General features: G+C 71.4%; 19 protein-coding genes. 13 read left to right on the top strand and 6 right to left on the bottom strand.

All coding sequences use genetic code 11. The features are described from left to right. Positions 1-13 precede the first annotated feature (13 nt). On the top strand, positions 14-1,147 hold the full coding sequence (locus ACZ7CF_RS26495; RefSeq protein ID WP_470370821.1) for a PLL family lectin: 1,134 nt from the start codon (positions 14-16) through the stop codon (positions 1,145-1,147). Here the strand turns inward: ACZ7CF_RS26495 and ACZ7CF_RS26490 are convergent. Beyond that, positions 1,134-1,613 (bottom strand): GNAT family N-acetyltransferase, encoded by a 480-nt coding sequence (locus tag ACZ7CF_RS26490; protein WP_360391309.1) that lies wholly within the window; start codon positions 1,611-1,613, stop codon positions 1,134-1,136. The two genes, ACZ7CF_RS26495 and ACZ7CF_RS26490, sit on opposite strands and share 14 nt — an antisense overlap. A gap of 78 nt (positions 1,614-1,691) precedes the next feature. Here ACZ7CF_RS26490 and ACZ7CF_RS26485 point away from each other — a divergent pair, with 78 nt between their 5' ends. The 5 genes from ACZ7CF_RS26485 to ACZ7CF_RS26465 all read left to right on the top strand — a co-directional run bounded on the left by ACZ7CF_RS26485 (position 1,692) and on the right by ACZ7CF_RS26465 (position 6,141). Further along, positions 1,692-2,249 (top strand): YdeI/OmpD-associated family protein, encoded by a 558-nt coding sequence (locus tag ACZ7CF_RS26485; RefSeq protein ID WP_470370820.1) that lies wholly within the window; start codon positions 1,692-1,694, stop codon positions 2,247-2,249. A 5-nt stretch (positions 2,250-2,254) separates the two neighbouring features. Further along, positions 2,255-2,908: a hypothetical protein gene (locus ACZ7CF_RS26480; RefSeq protein WP_360391303.1), complete on the top strand. Its 654-nt coding sequence runs from the start codon at positions 2,255-2,257 to the stop codon at positions 2,906-2,908. Between the two features lie 41 nt (positions 2,909-2,949). Next, positions 2,950-5,052, top strand: coding sequence for an NAD-dependent DNA ligase LigA (ligA, locus tag ACZ7CF_RS26475; RefSeq protein ID WP_470370819.1), 2,103 nt, complete (start codon positions 2,950-2,952; stop codon positions 5,050-5,052). Next, a complete protein-coding gene (locus ACZ7CF_RS26470) occupies positions 5,052-5,549 on the top strand; it encodes a GNAT family N-acetyltransferase (protein WP_470370818.1) in 498 nt (165 codons plus the stop codon). Before ligA ends, ACZ7CF_RS26470 begins: the two co-directional genes overlap by 1 nt. A gap of 64 nt (positions 5,550-5,613) precedes the next feature. Continuing rightward, a complete protein-coding gene (locus ACZ7CF_RS26465; RefSeq protein WP_470370817.1) occupies positions 5,614-6,141 on the top strand; it encodes a hypothetical protein in 528 nt (175 codons plus the stop codon). 16 nt (positions 6,142-6,157) lie between these two features. On the opposite strand, the gene ACZ7CF_RS26460 is transcribed toward ACZ7CF_RS26465, so the two are convergent. Then, the gene (locus tag ACZ7CF_RS26460) at positions 6,158-6,610 is read right to left on the bottom strand and encodes an SWIM zinc finger family protein (protein ID WP_360391294.1); all 453 of its coding nucleotides are present in this window, start codon (positions 6,608-6,610) and stop codon (positions 6,158-6,160) included. A gap of 155 nt (positions 6,611-6,765) precedes the next feature. Beyond that, the gene (locus tag ACZ7CF_RS26455) at positions 6,766-6,990 is read right to left on the bottom strand and encodes a hypothetical protein (protein ID WP_470370816.1); all 225 of its coding nucleotides are present in this window, start codon (positions 6,988-6,990) and stop codon (positions 6,766-6,768) included. A gap of 142 nt (positions 6,991-7,132) precedes the next feature. Here ACZ7CF_RS26455 and ACZ7CF_RS26450 point away from each other — a divergent pair, with 142 nt between their 5' ends. Then, complete coding sequence (locus ACZ7CF_RS26450; protein ID WP_360391285.1) at positions 7,133-7,822, top strand: 3-keto-5-aminohexanoate cleavage protein; 690 nt, start codon at positions 7,133-7,135, stop codon at positions 7,820-7,822. 4 nt (positions 7,823-7,826) lie between these two features. Here the strand turns inward: ACZ7CF_RS26450 and ACZ7CF_RS26445 are convergent, their stop codons facing one another. Then, a complete protein-coding gene (locus ACZ7CF_RS26445) occupies positions 7,827-8,480 on the bottom strand; it encodes an ACT domain-containing protein (RefSeq protein WP_360391517.1) in 654 nt (217 codons plus the stop codon). 218 nt (positions 8,481-8,698) lie between these two features. On the opposite strand from ACZ7CF_RS26445, the gene gatC reads away from it, so the two are divergent. The 6 genes from gatC to ACZ7CF_RS26415 all read left to right on the top strand — a co-directional run bounded on the left by gatC (position 8,699) and on the right by ACZ7CF_RS26415 (position 15,313). Then, positions 8,699-8,998: an Asp-tRNA(Asn)/Glu-tRNA(Gln) amidotransferase subunit GatC gene (gene gatC / locus ACZ7CF_RS26440; RefSeq protein WP_360391282.1), complete on the top strand. Its 300-nt coding sequence runs from the start codon at positions 8,699-8,701 to the stop codon at positions 8,996-8,998. After that, on the top strand, positions 8,995-10,479 hold the full coding sequence (gene gatA, locus ACZ7CF_RS26435) for an Asp-tRNA(Asn)/Glu-tRNA(Gln) amidotransferase subunit GatA (protein WP_360391279.1): 1,485 nt from the start codon (positions 8,995-8,997) through the stop codon (positions 10,477-10,479). The genes gatC and gatA overlap by 4 nt, the downstream gene beginning before the upstream one ends. Continuing rightward, on the top strand, positions 10,476-10,673 hold the full coding sequence (locus tag ACZ7CF_RS26430; protein ID WP_245733102.1) for a hypothetical protein: 198 nt from the start codon (positions 10,476-10,478) through the stop codon (positions 10,671-10,673). Before gatA ends, ACZ7CF_RS26430 begins: the two co-directional genes overlap by 4 nt. Continuing rightward, entirely contained in the window at positions 10,670-12,172 is a 1,503-nt protein-coding gene (gene gatB, locus ACZ7CF_RS26425) for an Asp-tRNA(Asn)/Glu-tRNA(Gln) amidotransferase subunit GatB (protein ID WP_470370815.1), read from the top strand. Before ACZ7CF_RS26430 ends, gatB begins: the two co-directional genes overlap by 4 nt. 232 nt (positions 12,173-12,404) lie before the next feature. Continuing rightward, a complete protein-coding gene (locus tag ACZ7CF_RS26420) occupies positions 12,405-12,656 on the top strand; it encodes a hypothetical protein (protein WP_360391274.1) in 252 nt (83 codons plus the stop codon). A 122-nt stretch (positions 12,657-12,778) separates the two neighbouring features. Continuing rightward, complete coding sequence (locus ACZ7CF_RS26415; protein ID WP_470370814.1) at positions 12,779-15,313, top strand: CHAT domain-containing protein; 2,535 nt, start codon at positions 12,779-12,781, stop codon at positions 15,311-15,313. Positions 15,314-15,634: 321 nt separating this feature from the next. Here ACZ7CF_RS26415 and ACZ7CF_RS26410 read toward each other — a convergent pair whose 3' ends face one another. Beyond that, positions 15,635-16,798, bottom strand: coding sequence for a PQQ-dependent sugar dehydrogenase (locus ACZ7CF_RS26410; RefSeq protein WP_360391268.1), 1,164 nt, complete (start codon positions 16,796-16,798; stop codon positions 15,635-15,637). Between the two features lie 9 nt (positions 16,799-16,807). Continuing rightward, complete coding sequence (locus ACZ7CF_RS26405; protein ID WP_360391265.1) at positions 16,808-17,710, bottom strand: alpha/beta fold hydrolase; 903 nt, start codon at positions 17,708-17,710, stop codon at positions 16,808-16,810. Positions 17,711-17,733 lie beyond the last annotated feature (23 nt).

Genomic DNA, 17,733 nt, shown 5'->3' with positions numbered 1-17,733 from the left:
TCCAATTCGGACTGTGCTCAGGCTCGCGCTGGTCGTCGTGCTGCTCCTCGTGGGCGTTCCCGCTCACGCACTGCCGTTGAACACCGAGTGCAGGGTGCCCGCGGTGCACGACCCGGAGGTCGTCCGCGAGGTGCACGCGGCCGGTCTCGCGCTGCGGGTCAGCGACAAGGTGATGCTCGCGGGCTTCGAGGCCGGCTGGGTCGAGTCGCACATGCACAACCTCGACTGCGGTGACGCCGACTCACTGGGCGTGTTCCAGCAGCGCCCCTCGATGGGCTGGGGCACTCCGGAGCAGATCATGGACGTCACCTACGCGGCGACGCGGTTCTTCGAGGCCGCCGTGCGGCTGGACCGGCCGGACCTCACGCCGGGGTTGCTGGCCGACGCGGTGCAGCGGTCGTGCTGCCCGGAGCGCTACGACCTGGCGGTGGACCGGGCCACCTCGATGCTGCGGCAGGCGTGGCAGGGCGGGCCCGAGGTGACCGACGTCGTGTACGTGGTCGACGACGGCGACGTCTGGGCGGGGCCGCAGCAGCTGAGCACGACCGCGGACTTCGTCGGGCGCCCTTCGGTGGCCGGGAAGCTGGTCTACGCGCGCACGGTCCGCGGCGAGGTCATGGTGCTGAACGGCACCTGGCGCCCGCTCGCGTCCGGCGTGGCGGGCGACCCCGAAGCCGTGCTGCTCCCCGACGGTTCGGTGGCGGTGTTCGCGGTCCTGGCCGACGGCAGCGTCGCGAAACTGTCAGACCTCCCTGCGACAATGGGAGTGGGGGCTTCGGACCCCCCGGAGGGGGGCCAGACGGGATCGATTCCGTTGAGCACGGCCGGGTTCGCGGCGGGCAAGCCGTCGGCGGTCGTGCACCCGGACGGGTCCGTCACGGTGTACGTGCGGTCCGGCAGCGCGTTGATGGCGCACACGGCCGGCGTGTGGCGGGAGATCGCCGGCGGGCTCACCGGCAGCCCCGAGGTCGTGCTCCGTCCGGACGGGACGATCGCCGCCCACACGTTGCTCGACGGCCGCGTGCACCGCCTCGGACCCACGTGGGAACCGTTGGGTGACGGCCGTTTCATCGACACCGTGGCCGCGCTGCCCGACGGTGCGGTCTACGCGCGCAAGGCCGACGGGACCGTGCTCAAAGTCGGTTGAACGGCTCCGCGTACCGGAACGGACCCGGCTCCACCGGCGCGAACAACCGGGCCTGGAAGTGCGGCGCCCACTCGGCGACCGGCGGCGTGATGCCGAACTCCGCGGCCGGCCGGAAGCCGAACCGCGAGTAGTAGCGCGGATCGCCGAGCAAGATCACGGCCTTCTCGCCGCGGGCCTCCGCCGCCCCGAGCACCGCGTGCACCAACGCCTTCCCGATGCCGGAACGCTGGTGATCAGGGTGCACCGCGATCGGCCCCAGCCCGAGCGCGGGCGTGTCGCCGACGTACCCGCGGGTGCACACGACGTGACCGAGCACGCCGTCCGCGACCAGCGACAGCTCCGGTATCCAGCCGGGGTCGGCGCGCAACCAGTCGATCAGCGGTGCCTCGGGGCCGTTCTTGAACGCGAGGTTCGTGACGTCGCGGATGGCGTCGATGTCTGCGGGCGTTTCCCGGCGGATCAGCATGACGCGCACTTTGTCCGGACAACGCGCGCGACGCCACTCATAATTCGGGGACGCGGGGAGTGCCGAGGGGAGGGTGCGTTGATCATCTTCGAAGGTCCGGACGAGTTCGACCGGTGGCTGCACGACAACGGCGCCACCGAGACCGAGTTGTGGATCAAGTACGCCAAGAAGGGGTCCGGGCTGCGGACGATCACCTACGACGAGGCGCTGGACGTCGCGCTGTGCCACGGGTGGATCGACGGGCTGGTGCGGTCGGTCGACGACACGTACTACTCGCAGCGCTGGACACCGCGCAAGCCGCGCAGCAAGTGGTCCAAGCGCAACTGCGGCAAGGTCGAGGAGCTCGTCGCAGCAGGGCGGATGCTGCCGGCCGGGCTGGCCGAGGTCGAGAAGGCCAAGGCGGACGGCCGCTGGGAGGCCGCCTACGCGGGACCCGCGACGATCGAGGTGCCGGCCGACCTCAGGGCGGCGCTCGACGCCAACCCGGAGGCCGCCGCGTTCTTCGAGACCCTCAACAGCCAGAACCGGTACGCGATCCTGCTGCGCGTGCACGACGCCAAGCGGCAGGAGACCCGGCAGCGCCGCATCGCGCAGTTCGTCGGCATGCTGGCCGAGGGGCGCAAGCTCTACGCTTGAGAATCATGAAGTGGTTCCGCCGTCGCAAGGCCGAAGAGGTCGCGCCAGCCCACCTGCCGAACGCCGGGGAGGCCGCCCAGCGGTTCTGGGAGCAGTGGTTCGAGCTGGTGCCGGTGGTGAGCGCGGCGCTGGGCGACGGCGAACCGCACCGCGTCGAGGACGACCTGCGCGCGCTGGTCGAGGGACTGCACCCGGACCTCGTGTTCAGCCTCGAACAGGGCCACCTGGCGATGTACGCGCTGGTGGTCACCGGCCAGGAGGACCCGCGGCTGCGCCCGTACACCGACGCGTGGATCGCCGCCGCGCCGCCCTCGGACATGGTGTGGGAGTTCCACGACTCGGTGCCGCCGGTGCCCGACCCGACCGAGGTCGTGGTCAACCTCGGTGAGGTGCGGATGCGGCTCGGCGACTTCCGGATCGTGGCGCAGGTCGACGGCGAGGTCGTCGACGTCGCCGTGTACCACCCGGCGCTGAAGGACCTCTCCGACCACCAGCGGCAGACGATGACGTTCCTGCCGCTGGACGTCACTCTCGGCGAGCGGCTGGCGGGGGAGCGGCTGCGCCGCGTCGAGACGGCCCAGCTGGAACCGGAGGGCACGATCAGCCTGCTGGAGCTCCGTTCACTCGTCCGGACACTCGCCGGTGCGTCCGGCGGCTGAGCCCTCCGGAATTGTCGGACCTGGTCACTAAGCTTGCGGACGTGACCAGCGAGAGCCTTGAAGACGTTCCGGCCGAGATCCGCGAACGGCACGCCGTGCTCGCGGAAGAGGTGCGCTCGCACCAGTTCCGCTACTACGTGCTGGACGACCCGATCGTCACCGACGGTGAGTTCGACGCGCTGCTGAAGGAGCTGGAGGCGCTCGAAGCCGAGCACCCCGGTCTGGCCACTCCGGACTCGCCCACGCAGCGGGTCGGCGGCACGTTCTCCACGGAGTTCCGCGCGGTCGACCACCTGGAGCGGATGCTCAGCCTGGACAACGTGTTCGCGCAGGACGAGCTGGCCGAGTGGTTCAAGCGCGTCGAGCGGGAGACGGGCGCGGGCACGCACTTCCTGTGCGAGCTGAAGATCGACGGTCTCGCGATCAACCTGCTCTACGAGAAGGGCAAGCTCACCCGCGCGCTGACGAGGGGCGACGGCCGCACCGGTGAGGACGTCACGCTGAACGTCCGCACCATCGCGGACGTGCCGCAGACCCTGCGGGGCACGGACGAGTACCCGGTGCCGGACCTGGTGGAGGTCCGCGGCGAGGTGTTCTTCGCGGTCGAGGACTTCCTGGCGCTCAACGCCGCGCTGGTCGAGCAGGGCAAGCCGCCGTTCGCGAACCCGCGCAACACCGCGGCGGGGTCGTTGCGGCAGAAGGACCCCAAGGTCACCGCGTCGCGCCGGCTGCGGATGATCTGCCACGGCATCGGCAAGACCGAGGGCTTCTCGGCCGACCGGCAGTCGCTCGCCTACGAGGCGTTGGGGGCGTGGGGCCTGCCGGTCTCCCCGCACACCAGGGTCCTGACCGACCCGGCGCAGGTGGCCGAGCACGTCGAGCACTGGGGCGAGCACCGGCACGACGCGGTCCACGAGATCGACGGCGTGGTGGTGAAGGTCGACGAGGTCGCGCTGCAACGCCGCCTGGGCACCACGTCACGGGCCCCGCGGTGGGCGATCGCGTACAAGTACCCGCCGGAGGAGGCCACGACGACGCTGCTGGACATCCAGGTCCAGGTCGGGCGCACCGGCCGCGTCACGCCGTTCGCGGTGATGGAACCGGTGAAGGTGGCCGGCTCGACGGTCGCGCGCGCCACGCTGCACAACGCGTCGGAGGTCAAGCGCAAGGGCGTGCTGATCGGCGACCGGATCGTCATCCGCAAGGCCGGCGACGTGATCCCGGAGGTGCTCGGCCCGGTGCTGGCCGCGCGCCCCGCCGACGCGCGCGAGTTCGTGATGCCGGCCCGCTGCCCCGAGTGCAACGCCGAGCTGCGCCCGATGAAGGAGGGCGACGTCGACATCCGCTGTCCCAACGCCCGGACGTGCCCCGGCCAGCTGCGCGAACGGCTCGCCCACCTCGCCTCCCGCGCGGCGCTCGACGTCGAGGTGCTCGGGTACGAGGCCGCCGCGGCGATCACCGAGTCGACCGCCTACACCAACGAGGCCGACCTGTTCGACCTCGACGCCGAGTCGCTGCGGCAGGTCGAGCGGTTCGTCACGGTCAAGGGCGAGCTGTCCGCGAACGCGGTGAAGCTGCTCGACAACCTGGAGGCGGCGAAGTCGCGTCCGCTGTGGAGGGTGCTGGTCGCGCTGTCGATCCGCCACGTCGGCCCGACCGCGGCCCGCGCGCTGGCACAGGAGTTCGGGTCGATGGCCGCGATCGTCGCCGCGGACGAGGAGGTGCTGGCCGGCGCCGAGGGCGTGGGCCCGACCATCGCCGCCGCCGTCGTGGAGTGGCGGGAGACCGGGTGGCGCCAGGAGGTCGTGCGCCGCTGGGCGGCCGCGGGCGTGCGGATGGAGGACGAGCGCGACGAGTCCATCGCCCGCAACCTGGAGGGGCTGTCCATCGTGGTCACCGGGTCGCTGGCGGAGTTCTCCCGCGACTCGGCGAAGGAGGCGATCCTCGCCCGCGGCGGCAAGGCGGCCGGGTCGGTGTCGAAGAAGACCTCTTTCGTCGTGGTCGGCGACTCGCCAGGATCGAAGTACGACAAGGCCGTCTCCCTGAAGGTGCCGGTGCTCGACGAGTCCGGTTTCCGGGTGCTGCTCGACTCCGGACCCGACGCCGCGCGGGAGGTCGCCGTCAACCCCGAAGAGGAGGCTTGATGACCCAGCTGCTCATCCGCCCGGCCACCGCGGCCGACCTGCCCGTCGTGGGCGCGCTCACCGTCGAGGCCTACCAGGCCGACGGCTTCGTCGACGAGGGCGACGACTACGTCGCGCACCTCGCCGACGCGGCGGCCCGGTCCCGCGACGCCGAGCTGCTGGTCGCGGTGGACCCCTCCGGCGGCGAGGTGCTGGGCTCGGTCACCGTGGTGCTGCCCGGCAGCCCGTTCGCGGAGATCTCCGAACCGGGCGAGACCGAGTTCCGCATGCTGTCCGTGGCCGCCGCGGCGCGCGGCCGCGGTGTGGGCGAGGCCCTGGTGCGGGCGGTGCTGGACCGCGCCCGCACCCTGGGCGCCGAGCGGGTGGTGCTGTCGTCGTCGGAGAAGATGCTGGCGGCGCACCGCCTGTACGAGCGGCTCGGGTTCACCCGGCTGCCGGACCGCGACTGGTCCCCGTTGCCGGGCCTGAAGCTCCTCGCCTACGTCCTGCCGCTCTGAGCACAACCCGGTGCCCCGCGCACGCGTCCACCGGTGACCGACCGCGAATGGGGGTTCGCGAACGATGAGAGCCGCACCGCTGCTCGCACTGGCCGTGCTGACGACCCTGACCACCGCGGCCTCGGCCACTCCGCTGGAGCTGCCCGGCCACGACCGGGCCGGGATCGCCGCGCTGGCCCAGCGCTACCTGGAGAACCGCGCCCGGAAGGTGACGACCGGCCCGCAGACACCCGGATTCGGCGTCCCGCTCACCCCGGCGCTGGCCGCCGAGCTGCGCACGCACGAGGAGGAGTTGGCGGCCGCGCGCACTTCGTGGTCGCACCGGCGCACCCGCTACCGGTCCGCGGTGGTGCGGACCGAGGTGACCCGCTTCGACGTGCAGCACCGCGACCTGGTGGTGGCGCACGTGCGGGAGGCCGGCGAGCTGCACTTCGACCGCCCTGGCACCGTGCCGGCCACCGGCTACGGCCTGCTCCACCACCTGACCGTGCGGCGCGAGAACGGCGACTGGGTGCTCGCCGGCGTGGCGGTCGAGCACTCCGAGGCCTGCGGCCTGCTGCCCGAACCCCAGACGGTGACCTGCACGGGGTAGACGTGCCCGGCAAGCGCTACGCCACCGGCTGACCCGGCGCCCGCTCCACGTCCTTCTTCGCCTTCATGATCCGCGACCGCAACGCCAGGTCCGCGGCCGCCTGCTCGTACAACAGCTCCCGCAACGCGTCCGGCGACAGCGATCTCAGCCGGTCGCGCAGCTCCACGTCCTCCGCGTCCGGCGGCGGCACGGTCTCCCCGCGCTCCAGCAACACCAGCCCCACGGCCACGCAGTGCTTGCAGAAGAACCCCTCGGACCCGTGCGGGCAGGTGCACGTGCCCGCCAGGTGCGTCTGCGCCCACGACAGCTCCACCGAGTACAGCGCGTCCTCGCTGCCCCGCACGAGCGCCGTCACGTGCCTGCTGTGCACCCGCAACGCGCGCACGGCATCGCGGTAGGTCAGACCACGCCAGTACGACTTGGTGCCCGCGCGGTGCAACAGCAGCTCGGTGGTGAGGGTCGTCGACACGGGGGTCATCCAACCGGGTGACCGCAGCGAGGATCAACATGATCGCGATCAGTCCACCCCACCCCGCCGAGAGCGGCCGGTGAGCGAGCGCACGGCCGCCGAGGCGACCGCCCGCACACTCGCCGAGGCGGCCAGGACGCCCACCACCCGCAGCCCTACCGGGCCGTCGTCTCCAGGTCGAGCAACGTGACGGCGGCGCGGAAGTACTTGTTCGTGCCCAGGTCGCGCACGGTCTTGATGTTGAAGGCGGCCTTCAGCTTCTCCGCGTCCCCCGCGCTCACGCCCTGCAACGCGTCGACGGGCGCGTCGAGGATCTCGGACAGCGGCAGGTTCTCGCAGGCCTTGTCGAGGAGCATGTCGAGGTCGACCGTGATTGCCATGATCCGTCACCTCCGTCTGCGGAAAGGGTTCGACCACGGCAGATTCTGGGGCGCCTCCGGCGTTTCCGCCGGGCGAGCACCACCCCGGGACGGCACCCATCGGCGCAACGCGGTGACCGGCGTTGTGTGGGACCGTTGACCTGTGCTGCAAGCCTGTCTGAACGGCTCCCGCACCGCGCAGGAGCACCCGGCCCTGCCGTTGACCCCCGAGCGCCTGGCCGAGGACGCCGCCGACGTCGCCGCGCTCGGTGTCACGTCCGTGCACATCCACCCGAGGGACGTCATCGGCGCGCTCACGCTCGTCGGGCCCGAGGTGGCCACCACCATCGCCACGGTCAGGGCGGCGGTGCCCGGCATCGAGATCGGGGTGTCGACCGACGTGGACGGGCCGCGGGCCGCGGTGATCGGCAGCTGGGCGCCGCTCGCGACCGGGCGGCCGGACATCGCCTCGGTGCGGGTCGGCCGGCCGGGCTGGCAGGAGGTCGTGGAGGCGTTGCACAACGTCAACGTCGCCGTCGAGCTGGTCGTCGACGGCGTGGGCGCCGCGCGGCTGCTCACGACCGTCGACCGGGTCGCCCGGCTGCGCGTCACCGCGACCCGTGCGAACGCCGGGGAGCTGCTGGCCCTGCTCGAACCGCTCCAGCGGCCGATCCTGCTGCACGGCGTGGACGACGAGGCGTGGCCGGTGCTCGACCGCGCGGGCAGGCTGGAGCACAGCACCCGCATGGGTCTCGCGGACACGCTCGCGCTGCCCGACGGGCGCCCGGCCAGGAACAACGTCGAGCTGATCGCCCTGGCCAGGAGGACGCTGCGGACCAAGGCGCCGCAGTAGCGGCTCAGTCCGGCAGCACGACCGCGACGATGCCGGCCAGGTGCGCGAGGCGCGCCACCTCGGCCGCGCGGAACATGGGACCACCGGGACGGCCGACGACCAGCACCCGGTCCGGCTTGCCCAGCGGCGTGGCGGCCAGCTCCGTGCCCAGCTCGCGCCAGGTCTCCGGCACCCACTCCTCCTCGCCGTCGAGCACGGTCGCGCGCTCCAGCGGGAACCACGGCACGTTCGCCATCCGGGTCTCGGGCGCCGCCGACGACGACGTCAGCCGGTTGATGCCGGTGCCCTCCGGGCCGACCACGACGGCCCAGCCGGCGCGGATGATCTTCGGGACGCCCTCGGTGAAGACCTCGAGGCCCTTGTGCGGCTCCTCGGCGATCTCCTCCACGAGCTCCAGCTCGCGGTGGGTGTCGAGGATGCCCGCGTACGGCCGCACGGCGTCGACCTCGACGCCCTCGACGGACTCGGCCGCGGTGATCAGCGTGTCCGGCAGGCGCCCCGACGGCAGCTCCACCACGAGGTCGTCGATCGCGAGACCGGAGCCGCGCTCCACGACGTCCACGCTGAGTATGTCCGCCCCGATCTCCCCCAGTGCCGTTGCGACCGCGCCGAGGGTGCCGGGACGGTCCGGGAGCTGGACCCGGATCAGGAACGACAAGGTGAACGCCTCCATAGCTCGTGCGCGGGACCCCGCGTCCCGCGCCGTTGCCGGTCGGTGATTCTCGCAGACGCATCCTCAACGCATGACCTGCTGTCCGCGTTGCGGAACGGTTAAGTTGAGCGGTCGCTCGGCAACCCGTTCGAAGACGCTGCTGACCAGCCCATAGACTCACGGGGTTCCCGATTCGAATCCCGACCCTACGGGGGTTGACAGGAGTGCCCAGCATCTCCCGCGACGAGGTCGCGCACCTGGCGAAGCTCGCCAGGCTGGCCGTCACCGACGAAGAGCTCGACCTCTTCGCAGGCCAGCTCGACGTGATCCTCCAGTCGGTGGCCACGGTGGGCGACATCGCCACGGCCGACATCCCGCCGACGTCGCACGCCGTTCCGCTGACCAACGTCTTCCGCGAGGACGTGGTCCGTCCGAGCCTCGGTCAGCAGCAGGCGCTTTCTGGCGCTCCTGACGCCGAGGACGGCCGGTTCCGCGTGCCCCGCATCCTGGGTGAGGAAGCATGACCAACGACCTGATCCACGCCACCGCGGCCGAGCTCGCCGCGAAGATCCACAGCGGCGAGGTCTCCTCGGTCGAGGTCACGCAGGCCCACCTGGACCGCATCGCCGAGACCGACGGGAAGGTCAACGCCTTCCTGCACGTCGACACCGAGGGCGCGCTCGCGCAGGCCCGCAAGGTCGACGAGGACGTCAAGGCGGGCAAGACCGTCTCGCCGCTCGCCGGTGTGCCGCTCGCGCTCAAGGACGTCATGACCACCGAGGGGATTCCGACCACGGTCGGCTCGAAGATCCTCGAAGGCTGGCTGCCGCCGTACGACGCGACGGTGACGCGCAAGCTCAAGGAAGCCGGCGTCGTCATCCTCGGCAAGACGAACATGGACGAGTTCGCCATGGGTTCGTCGACCGAGAACTCGGCGTACGGCCCCACGCACAACCCGTGGGACCTCGACCGCATCCCCGGTGGTTCCGGCGGTGGCTCCTCGGCGTCGCTCGCCGCGTTCCAGGCGCCGCTCGCGATCGGCACCGACACCGGTGGCTCGATCCGCCAGCCCGGCGCGGTCACCGGCACCGTGGGCGTGAAGCCGACCTACGGCGGCGTGTCCCGCTACGGCCTCGTCGCGTTCTCGTCGTCGCTGGACCAGGCCGGTCCGTGTGCGCGCACGGTGCTCGACGCCGCGCTGCTGCACGAGGTCATCGCCGGCTACGACCACATGGACTCCACGTCCATCAACGCGCCGGTGCCGCCGGTGGTCGCCGCGGCCCGCGAGGGCCTGTCCGGTGACCTGTCGGGCCTGCGCATCGGCGTCGTCACGCAGTTCAGCGGCGAGGGCTACCAGCAGGGCGTGCTGCGCAGCTTCGAGGCCGCCGTGTCGCAGCTCAAGGAGCTCGGCGCGGAGGTCTCGGACGTGTCGTGCCCGAGCTTCGACTACGCGCTGCCCGCCTACTACCTCATCGCGCCGAGCGAGTGCTCGTCGAACCTCGCCCGGTTCGACGCCATGCGCTACGGCCTGCGCGTCGGCGACGACGGCACGCGCAGCACCGAGGAGGTCATGTCGCTGACCCGCGAGGCCGGCTTCGGCCCCGAGGTCAAGCGCCGCATCATGATCGGCACGTACGCGCTGTCGTCGGGCTACTACGACGCCTACTACGGCTCGGCGCAGAAGGTCCGCACGCTGATCACGCAGGACTTCGCGAAGGCGTTCGAGAACTTCGACGTCCTGATCTCCCCGACCACGCCGACCACGGCGTTCAAGATCGGTGAGCGCGCGGACGACCCGATGGCCATGTACAAGGCCGACCTCTGCACCATCCCCGCGAACCTCGCGGGCACGCCGGCGATGAGCGTGCCGAGCGGTCTGTCCGATGAGGACGGTCTGCCGGTCGGTCTGCAGCTCATGGCGCCGGCGTTGCAGGACCACCGCATGTACCGCGTGGCCGCCGCGTACGAGCTGGCGCGCGGCGCGTTTGGAGGGCCGTCGCTGTGAACATCAAGAAGGCAAGGGGCCTGCTGGGTCTCGCCGGTGCCGTCGCGGGTGCGGTGGGAGCGTTCTCCGGCTTCCGCAACGCCCGCGCGAAGAACGACAAGCTGATGCTGGCCAACGCGGTCGCCAGCATCGTCGTGGCGGTCACCGGTGCGGCGCTCGCGGCACGCGCTCTGCGGAAGGACGAGCTGGCATGACCTCTCTCGTTGAGCTGATGGACTACGACGAGGTCGTCGAGAAGTACGACCCCGTCCTGGGCCTGGAAGTGCACGTCGAGCTGCACACCAACACGAAGATGTTCTGCGGCTGCGCCAACGTCTTCGGCGGCGAGCCGAACACCAACACCTGCCCGACGTGCCTCGGTCTGCCGGGCGCGCTGCCGGTGGTGAACGCCAAGGCGATCGAGTCGGCGATGCGCATCGGCCTCGCGCTGAACTGCGAGATCGCCGAGTGGTGCCGGTTCGCCCGGAAGAACTACTTCTACCCGGACATGCCGAAGAACTTCCAGACGTCGCAGTACGACGAGCCGATCGCCTTCAACGGCTGGCTCGACGTGACGCTCGACGACGGCGAGGTCATCCGCGTCGAGATCGAGCGCGCGCACATGGAGGAGGACACCGGCAAGTCGCTGCACGTCGGCGGCGCCACCGGTCGCATCCACGGCGCCGAGCACTCGCTGCTCGACTACAACCGCGCCGGCGTGCCGCTGATCGAGATCGTCACGAAGATGATCCCGGGCACCGGCCGCCGCGCCCCCGAGGTGGCCCGCGCGTACGTCACCGCGCTGCGCGACCTGCTCAAGGCGCTCGACGTGTCCGACGTCCGCATGGACCAGGGCTCGCTGCGCTGCGACGCGAACGTGTCCCTGTCGCCGAAGACCACCGGCGCGCTGGGCACCCGCACCGAGACCAAGAACGTCAACTCGCTGCGCAGCGTCGAGCGCGCCGTCCGCTTCGAGATGACGCGCCAGGCCGCGGTGCTCGCGTCCGGCGGTGAGGTGACCCAGGAGACCCGTCACTTCGACGAGTCCTCCGGTAGCACCTCGCCGGGCCGCAAGAAGGAGACGGCGGAGGACTACCGCTACTTCCCGGAGCCCGACCTGGTCCCGATCGCGCCGTCGCGCGAGTGGGTCGAGGAGCTTCGCGGCACCCTGCCGGAGCTGCCCTGGGAGCGCCGCGCGCGCATCCAGAAGGACTGGAACCTCACCGACGAGGTCCTCCGCGACCTGGTCAACGCCGGTGCGCTGGACCTCATCGAGGCCACCGTCGTCGCCGGCGCCAAGCCGGACGAGGCCCGCTCCTGGTGGGTGTCCTACCTCGCGCAGCAGGCCAACACCCGCGGCGTCGAGCTGGCCGGCCTGCCCATCACGCCCGCCGACGTGGCGCGCGTGATCGAGCTGGTCAACACGGGCGCGCTGACCAACAAGCTCGCCCGCGAGGCCGTCAACGGCGTGCTGGAGGGCGAAGGCTCCCCGGACGAGGTCGTCGAGAAGCGCGGCCTCAAGGTCGTCTCGGACGACTCGGCGCTGGAGAAGGCCGTCGACGAGGCCCTCGCGGCTCAGCCGGACGTGGCGCAGAAGATCCGCGACGGCAAGGTCCAGGCCGCCGGTGCGATCGTCGGCGCGGTCATGAAGGCCACCAAGGGCCAGGCCGACGCGGCACGCGTGCGCGAGATCATCATCGCCCGGTGCAGCTGAGGTTGTGACGCTGCGTTCAGAACGGCACGAGGGCGGCAGCGCTCGGTAGATACGCAATAGATGGACAGATCACAAAGGGTCACCTGTTCGTGCAGGTGACCCTTTGTGATCTTAGGCCGTCCGAGTGGCTGTTAGCTAAATGAGACGTATACCCGTAGCCGTGTGTGCCACTCTCTCCGTGCATCCATCTGGGGGGATGGAGCGTAATAGTCCAAACGAGGGGGGAAACCTCATGACGACGCAGCGTGAAGGGTTCTTGGGCGACATCGTCGACAAGGTCAAGGACTTGCTCGACGGTTCGGACGAGCACAAGAACCCCACGAAGGTGGAAGACCCGCCGATGGTGCCGCAGTGCTGCGGCCCGCCGCCTCCGGGATGGCCCGTCATGGGTGGCCACAAGCTGGTGACCGAGGGCCCGGTGGAGCACGAGGCGAACTGCCCGAACCACCCGGACAACGCTCCGAAGGAAGAAGTGGCGAGCTAGTCACGCTCCGCGCTGTCCTTCAACCGGGCTCTGCGCCTGGTTGGAGGACAGCGCCATTCGGGCGAATGTGGTGTGATGATCACATGCCCGCTCGTGCCTTGGACACAGCGCGCGAGTTGTACATGCGGGGATGGGCGGAGCAGGCGAAGTTCCGGTTCCTGCCCGCCAGCCGACACCTCAAGCGTGCACTCGCGCACGCCGATCGCGCCCAGGACAGTCCGGAGCGGACGGACCTGCGCGCCCGCATCCTCTACAACCTCGGCCGGTGCCTCGGCGAGACGAGCGGCCTCGACACCGCCGTCGAGCTGTTCGACCAGGCCCGCCGCGAGATCGAACTGGTGGCCGACCCGTGGCTGCGCACCCTCCTCAAGGGGAACGCGGACTACAACCAGGGCATCCTGATCATGCGCCTGGGACAGCCGGAGCAGGCGGTCCAGTGGTACGAGCCGTTCATCGGCTTCGCCGAGAACGCCCTGCGGACCTCACCCGAGCGGATGACCGCGGAGTGGATGCACTGGCTCGCGACCAGTCTGACCAGCCGGGCGCTGGCGAACGCCGCCATCCGCCGGCGCGAGCTCGCCGTCGCCGACCTCGAACGGGTCGCCGTCCTCAGCCGTGAGCACAACCTGGACACGATCTACCCCTACACAGTGGTGGCACTGGCCAACACCTACAAGCAGAGCGGCGACCTGATCGAGGCGCTGCGGCGCTACGAGGAAGCCGAACGGATCTTCCGCGCGGCCGAACAGCCCTCGGTGCTCGCCGCTGTCCAGCTCCTGCACGCGGAAGCGATGCTGATGGTCGGGATGTCCGACGACGTCGGCCGGATGCTCGACGAGGCGTTGCCGGTGCTGCGCCAGGGAAAGGTCAGCCAGGACATCGCCGAGGTCGAGATGTACCGGGCGTCGGCCGCGTTGCTGGACGACCAGTTCGACCTCGCCCGCCGGATGGCCAAGGCGTCCATGCGCAAGCTGGAGAAGCGCGGCAGCACCTGGTCGATGATGGCCGCGCTGATCGAGCTGTGGGCGCACGCCATGCAGGTCAAGCGCGTGACGAACGCGTTGGTGCAGAAGGCGTTGTCGCTGTCGTCGCAGCTGGAGGCCAACCACCTGCTCGACGAGGCGTGGCTCGCGAAGGTGCTCGCCGTGCGGCTGGAGGTCCGCAGGGGAAGGCTCGCCGAGGGCGAGGTGCTGCTGCGGCAGCTGCCCAGGCCGAGGGCCGTCACACCGATCGACCACCGGATGCAGCGCCGGCTCGTGCTCGCCGAACTGGCGCTGGCCAAGGGCGACCGCCGGACCGCGTTGCTGCACGCGCGCAAGGGGCTCGACGAGCTCGGCCTGGTCCGTGACCAGCTGGGCGGGCTGGAGCTGGTGTCCGCCACCGCGGTCCACGGCCGTGAGCTGCGGGAGCTGGCGATCCGGCTCGCCCTGGAGAGCAACAACGCCCGCCAGGTGTTCCTGTGGATCGAACGCACCCGTGCGCAGACTTACCGCTACGAACCGCTGGAGCTCGTCGAGAACCCCGAGCTGGCCGACCGCATCGCCGAGGTGCGGGGGCTGGGCCGGGAGCTGATGCGCGCCGGTCTCGACGGGCGGCCGACCACCAGGCTGCGGGCGGAGATCGCGAAGGCGCAGCGGGAGGCGAACCGGCTCGGGTGGCACGCGCAGCGCTGGGGGCGCACGCGTCCGATGGCGACGGTCGGCGAGGTGTTCGCCGAGCTGGGTGAGCGGGCGATGGTCAGCTTCGTGGTGTCCAACGGTGAGATGGTCGCCGTTGTGCTCGTGGGCGGCCGGGTGCGGATGGTGCGCCTGGGGGTCGCCGAACCCGCCCTGGAAGGGGCGCAGAAGCTGCACTTCGACCTCAACGCGCTGGCGCCTGACCACCTGCCGCCACCGTTGGTGCAGGTCATCGGGGCGTCGGCGCGCAAGCAGGCGGATGCGCTGGACACGTTGCTGATCAAGCCGCTGGCCCACCTCATCGGTGAGCGCGAGCTGGTCATGGTGCCGACCGGGTCGCTCTACGCGGTGCCGTGGGGTGTGCTGCCGAGCCTGCACGGCAGACCGGTCACCACGGCACCGTCGGCCACGGCCTGGCTCGCCGCCACGCAGGCCGTCGAGCCGAGGTCCGACCGGGTGCTGCTGGTGCGGGGTCCGGGGTTGCAGTTCGCGGACGGCGAGCTGGATCGGCTGGGGGCGCAGCACGAGAAGGCGACCGTGCTCGCGGGGGACCGGGCGACCGCGGGGGAGGTGCTCGCGCACCTCGACGGCGCGGACCTGGTGCACGTCGCGGCGCACGGGGAGCACGAGAACGAGAACGCGTTGTTCTCCCGGCTGGAGCTGTTCGACGGGCCGTTGTTCGCGCACGAGCTGGGGCGGCTGCGCAGGCCGCCGGCGCAGGTGGTGCTGTCGGCGTGTTCGCTCGCGTTGAACCGGATCAGGCCCGGTGACGAGGCCCTCGGGTTCGCCGGGGCGATGCTCGCGGGCGGCACCCGGACCGTGGTCGCGGCGGCCAGCAAGGTCGGGGACGAGGCGAGCGCGGCGGCGATGGCGGACTACCACCGGGCGCTGCTCGCCGGGGCGGCGCCGGCCGTGGCGCTGGCGGAGGCGATGGCGAAGGACCCGTTCCGCCGGCCGTTCCTCTGCCTGGGGTCCGGCTAGGCCGATCGGGTGGTTGTCCCGGTCACGTGCTGTCGAACGCGCTGGTCAGCTGTGACTTGTACCCGGTTGGCGGCTGTGGTTGGTGAACTTTTCTCGCAGCTCCGGCGGGTTCTGTGCCACCCTTACCCCCTCGACCGAGGGGAACGGACCCGGTCGTCGCAGCCCCCCAGGGGGTGAGGCTGGGAGCCGGGGTCCGTGCCAACGGCCCGCCTGTCGGCTCTCGCCGATGCGCGGGCCGTTGTGTCACAAGGGCCACATGCGCCGGGACGCGGGAGAACAGCTTCCACCTCAACCGCGTGACCTGAGGAACAGGGGCGGCGCTCAGTCCTTCGTGCCGCCGGGCGGGCCCTGGCGCGTGATCAACGCGACCCGGTCGTCGGACGACACCGGCTGGCCACCGGCCTTGTTCACCGTGCCGACCAGTGCCGCGGAGTCGTTCAGCAGCTCCATCGGGCCGAGCAGGCCGTAGCCGTTCTCCTGCATGGCCGGCTCCGGCTTCCCGGTGATGGCGCCGGCGGCGTTCATCGGCAGGTTCTGGAAGCCCGCCACCTTCGACGTCGACACCCACAGCACGTCCGACAGCGACGCGCAGCCCAGGACGCCGGGCCGGTCGGTCCACCGCCACGCCGGGTCGCCCAGCGGCTTGCCCGCCGTGACGCGGTAGACCACGTCGCCGGTCGCGGCCCAGTCGGTCACCCAGATCTTCGATGTGTCGCCGGAGACGCACAGGCCGCCGGGCAGCCGCAGACCGGACGCGATCACCGCGGAGCCCGCCGCCGGGTTGCCCTGGGCGGCCTTGCCGGAACCGTCGATGCGCAGGACCTTGCCGGCCAGCGAGTTCGGGTCGGCTGCCAGTGCCGGGTTGCCCGCGTCGCCGGTCGCGACCAGCAGCGAGCCGGTGCGGTCGCTCGCGATGGCACCGCGGTTGCCGGTCGGGCCCTTCGGGATGCCGGTCAGGATCGGCTTGGGCGCGTCGCCCGGTGCGATCCGCAGCACCCGGTTGTCCGTGGCGGTCGTCACGTACACGTAGGCGAGCTGGTCCTCGGCGAACGTCGCCGAGATCGCGAGCCCGGACAGGCCGCCGTCGGAGGAGGCGTCCACGTCGACCTGTGCGACGAGGACGGGGTCGGCGTCCTTCGTGACCTTCAGCAGCCGGCCGCCGCGTTCGGTCGCGTAGGCCGCCACGCCACCGTTGGAGTCGCCGCCGATCGGCGCCACGCCGGTGACCGTGTTCAGGCAGGTGGCGATCACGCCGGGGTTGAAGTCCTTGCAGCCCTGCGGCGGCGGCACGCTCTGCGGCGTCGGGTTCTGGCCGTTCTGACCGGGCGCGGGCCGGAACTCGCCCGGCAGCTCCGGTCGCGGGCCCGCCTGCGGCGTCAGCTGCGGTTGCGCGCTCCAGCTCGTGGGCGGCGGCTCGTCGGGAAAGCTCGCACAGCCCCCTGCCAGCAGGCAGGCGGCGGCCAACAACGCAACGGAACGAACCACGGGACCAGGCTAGGTGCGCGACCGTGAGCCTGGGGTGAACACCTCGGAAGTGGCGAAGTCGACCGCCTCGACCCGTTCCAGCAGCAGGTCCAGCTCCTCGCTCACCACCTCGGGCGCCTCCAGCGGCAGGTAGTGGCTGCACGGCAGCACCCTCAGCCGCGCCTGCGGCAGCGCACCGGCCGGTGCCGCCATGCTCTCCGTGGTCGCCAGCACGTCGTCCCTGCCCGCCAGCAGTGTGACCGGGCACACGATCGAGCCGAGGTCCTGCCGCGGTGCCGCGCCCAGCGCGAGCGCCAGCGTGAAGTACCAGCGCCAGTCGTGCTGCAGGAACCGGCCGACGGCGTGCGTCACGGCCTTCGGGTCGCTGCTCGGCTTGACCACGCCGGTGTACCGCAGCAGGGACGTCGTCAGGTCCGTCACCGGCACCCGGTGCAGCACCTCGTCCAGCACCGGCCCCGCCTGCCGCAGCAGCCGCGTGCCGGTGAGACCGACCAGCCTGCGCACGGACTTCGGCACCATCGGCAGCATCGCGTCGAACGAGTCACCCGGCGCACCCGCCACGAGCAGCAGGCCCGCGACCCGCTCGGGGTGGCGCAGCGCGAGCTCGGCGGCGATCGTCACGCCCATCGACCAGCCCATGACCACGCACCGCTCGACACCCGCGTCGTCCAGCACCGCGAGCGCGTCCGACACGTGGTCGTCCAGCCCGATGTTGCGCTCGTCGACCGGGCGGTCAGAGCCCATCGTGCCGCGCATGTACCAGCTGGTGAGACCACCGCGACCGGCCAGCGACGGCCACGACTCCGGCCCCGAGCCGACGCCGGGGCACAGCAGCACCGGCGGTCCGTCGCCGCCCGGTCGCCAGGCCCGGATCTTCGTGCCGTCCCAGGAGAGGACGTCGTGCTCCCGCATGACCGACATTCTGACGTACTTTG

Source organism: Lentzea sp. NPDC036955 (assembly GCF_055608005.1).
This window is presented reverse-complemented; position numbering and strand designations above follow the sequence as displayed.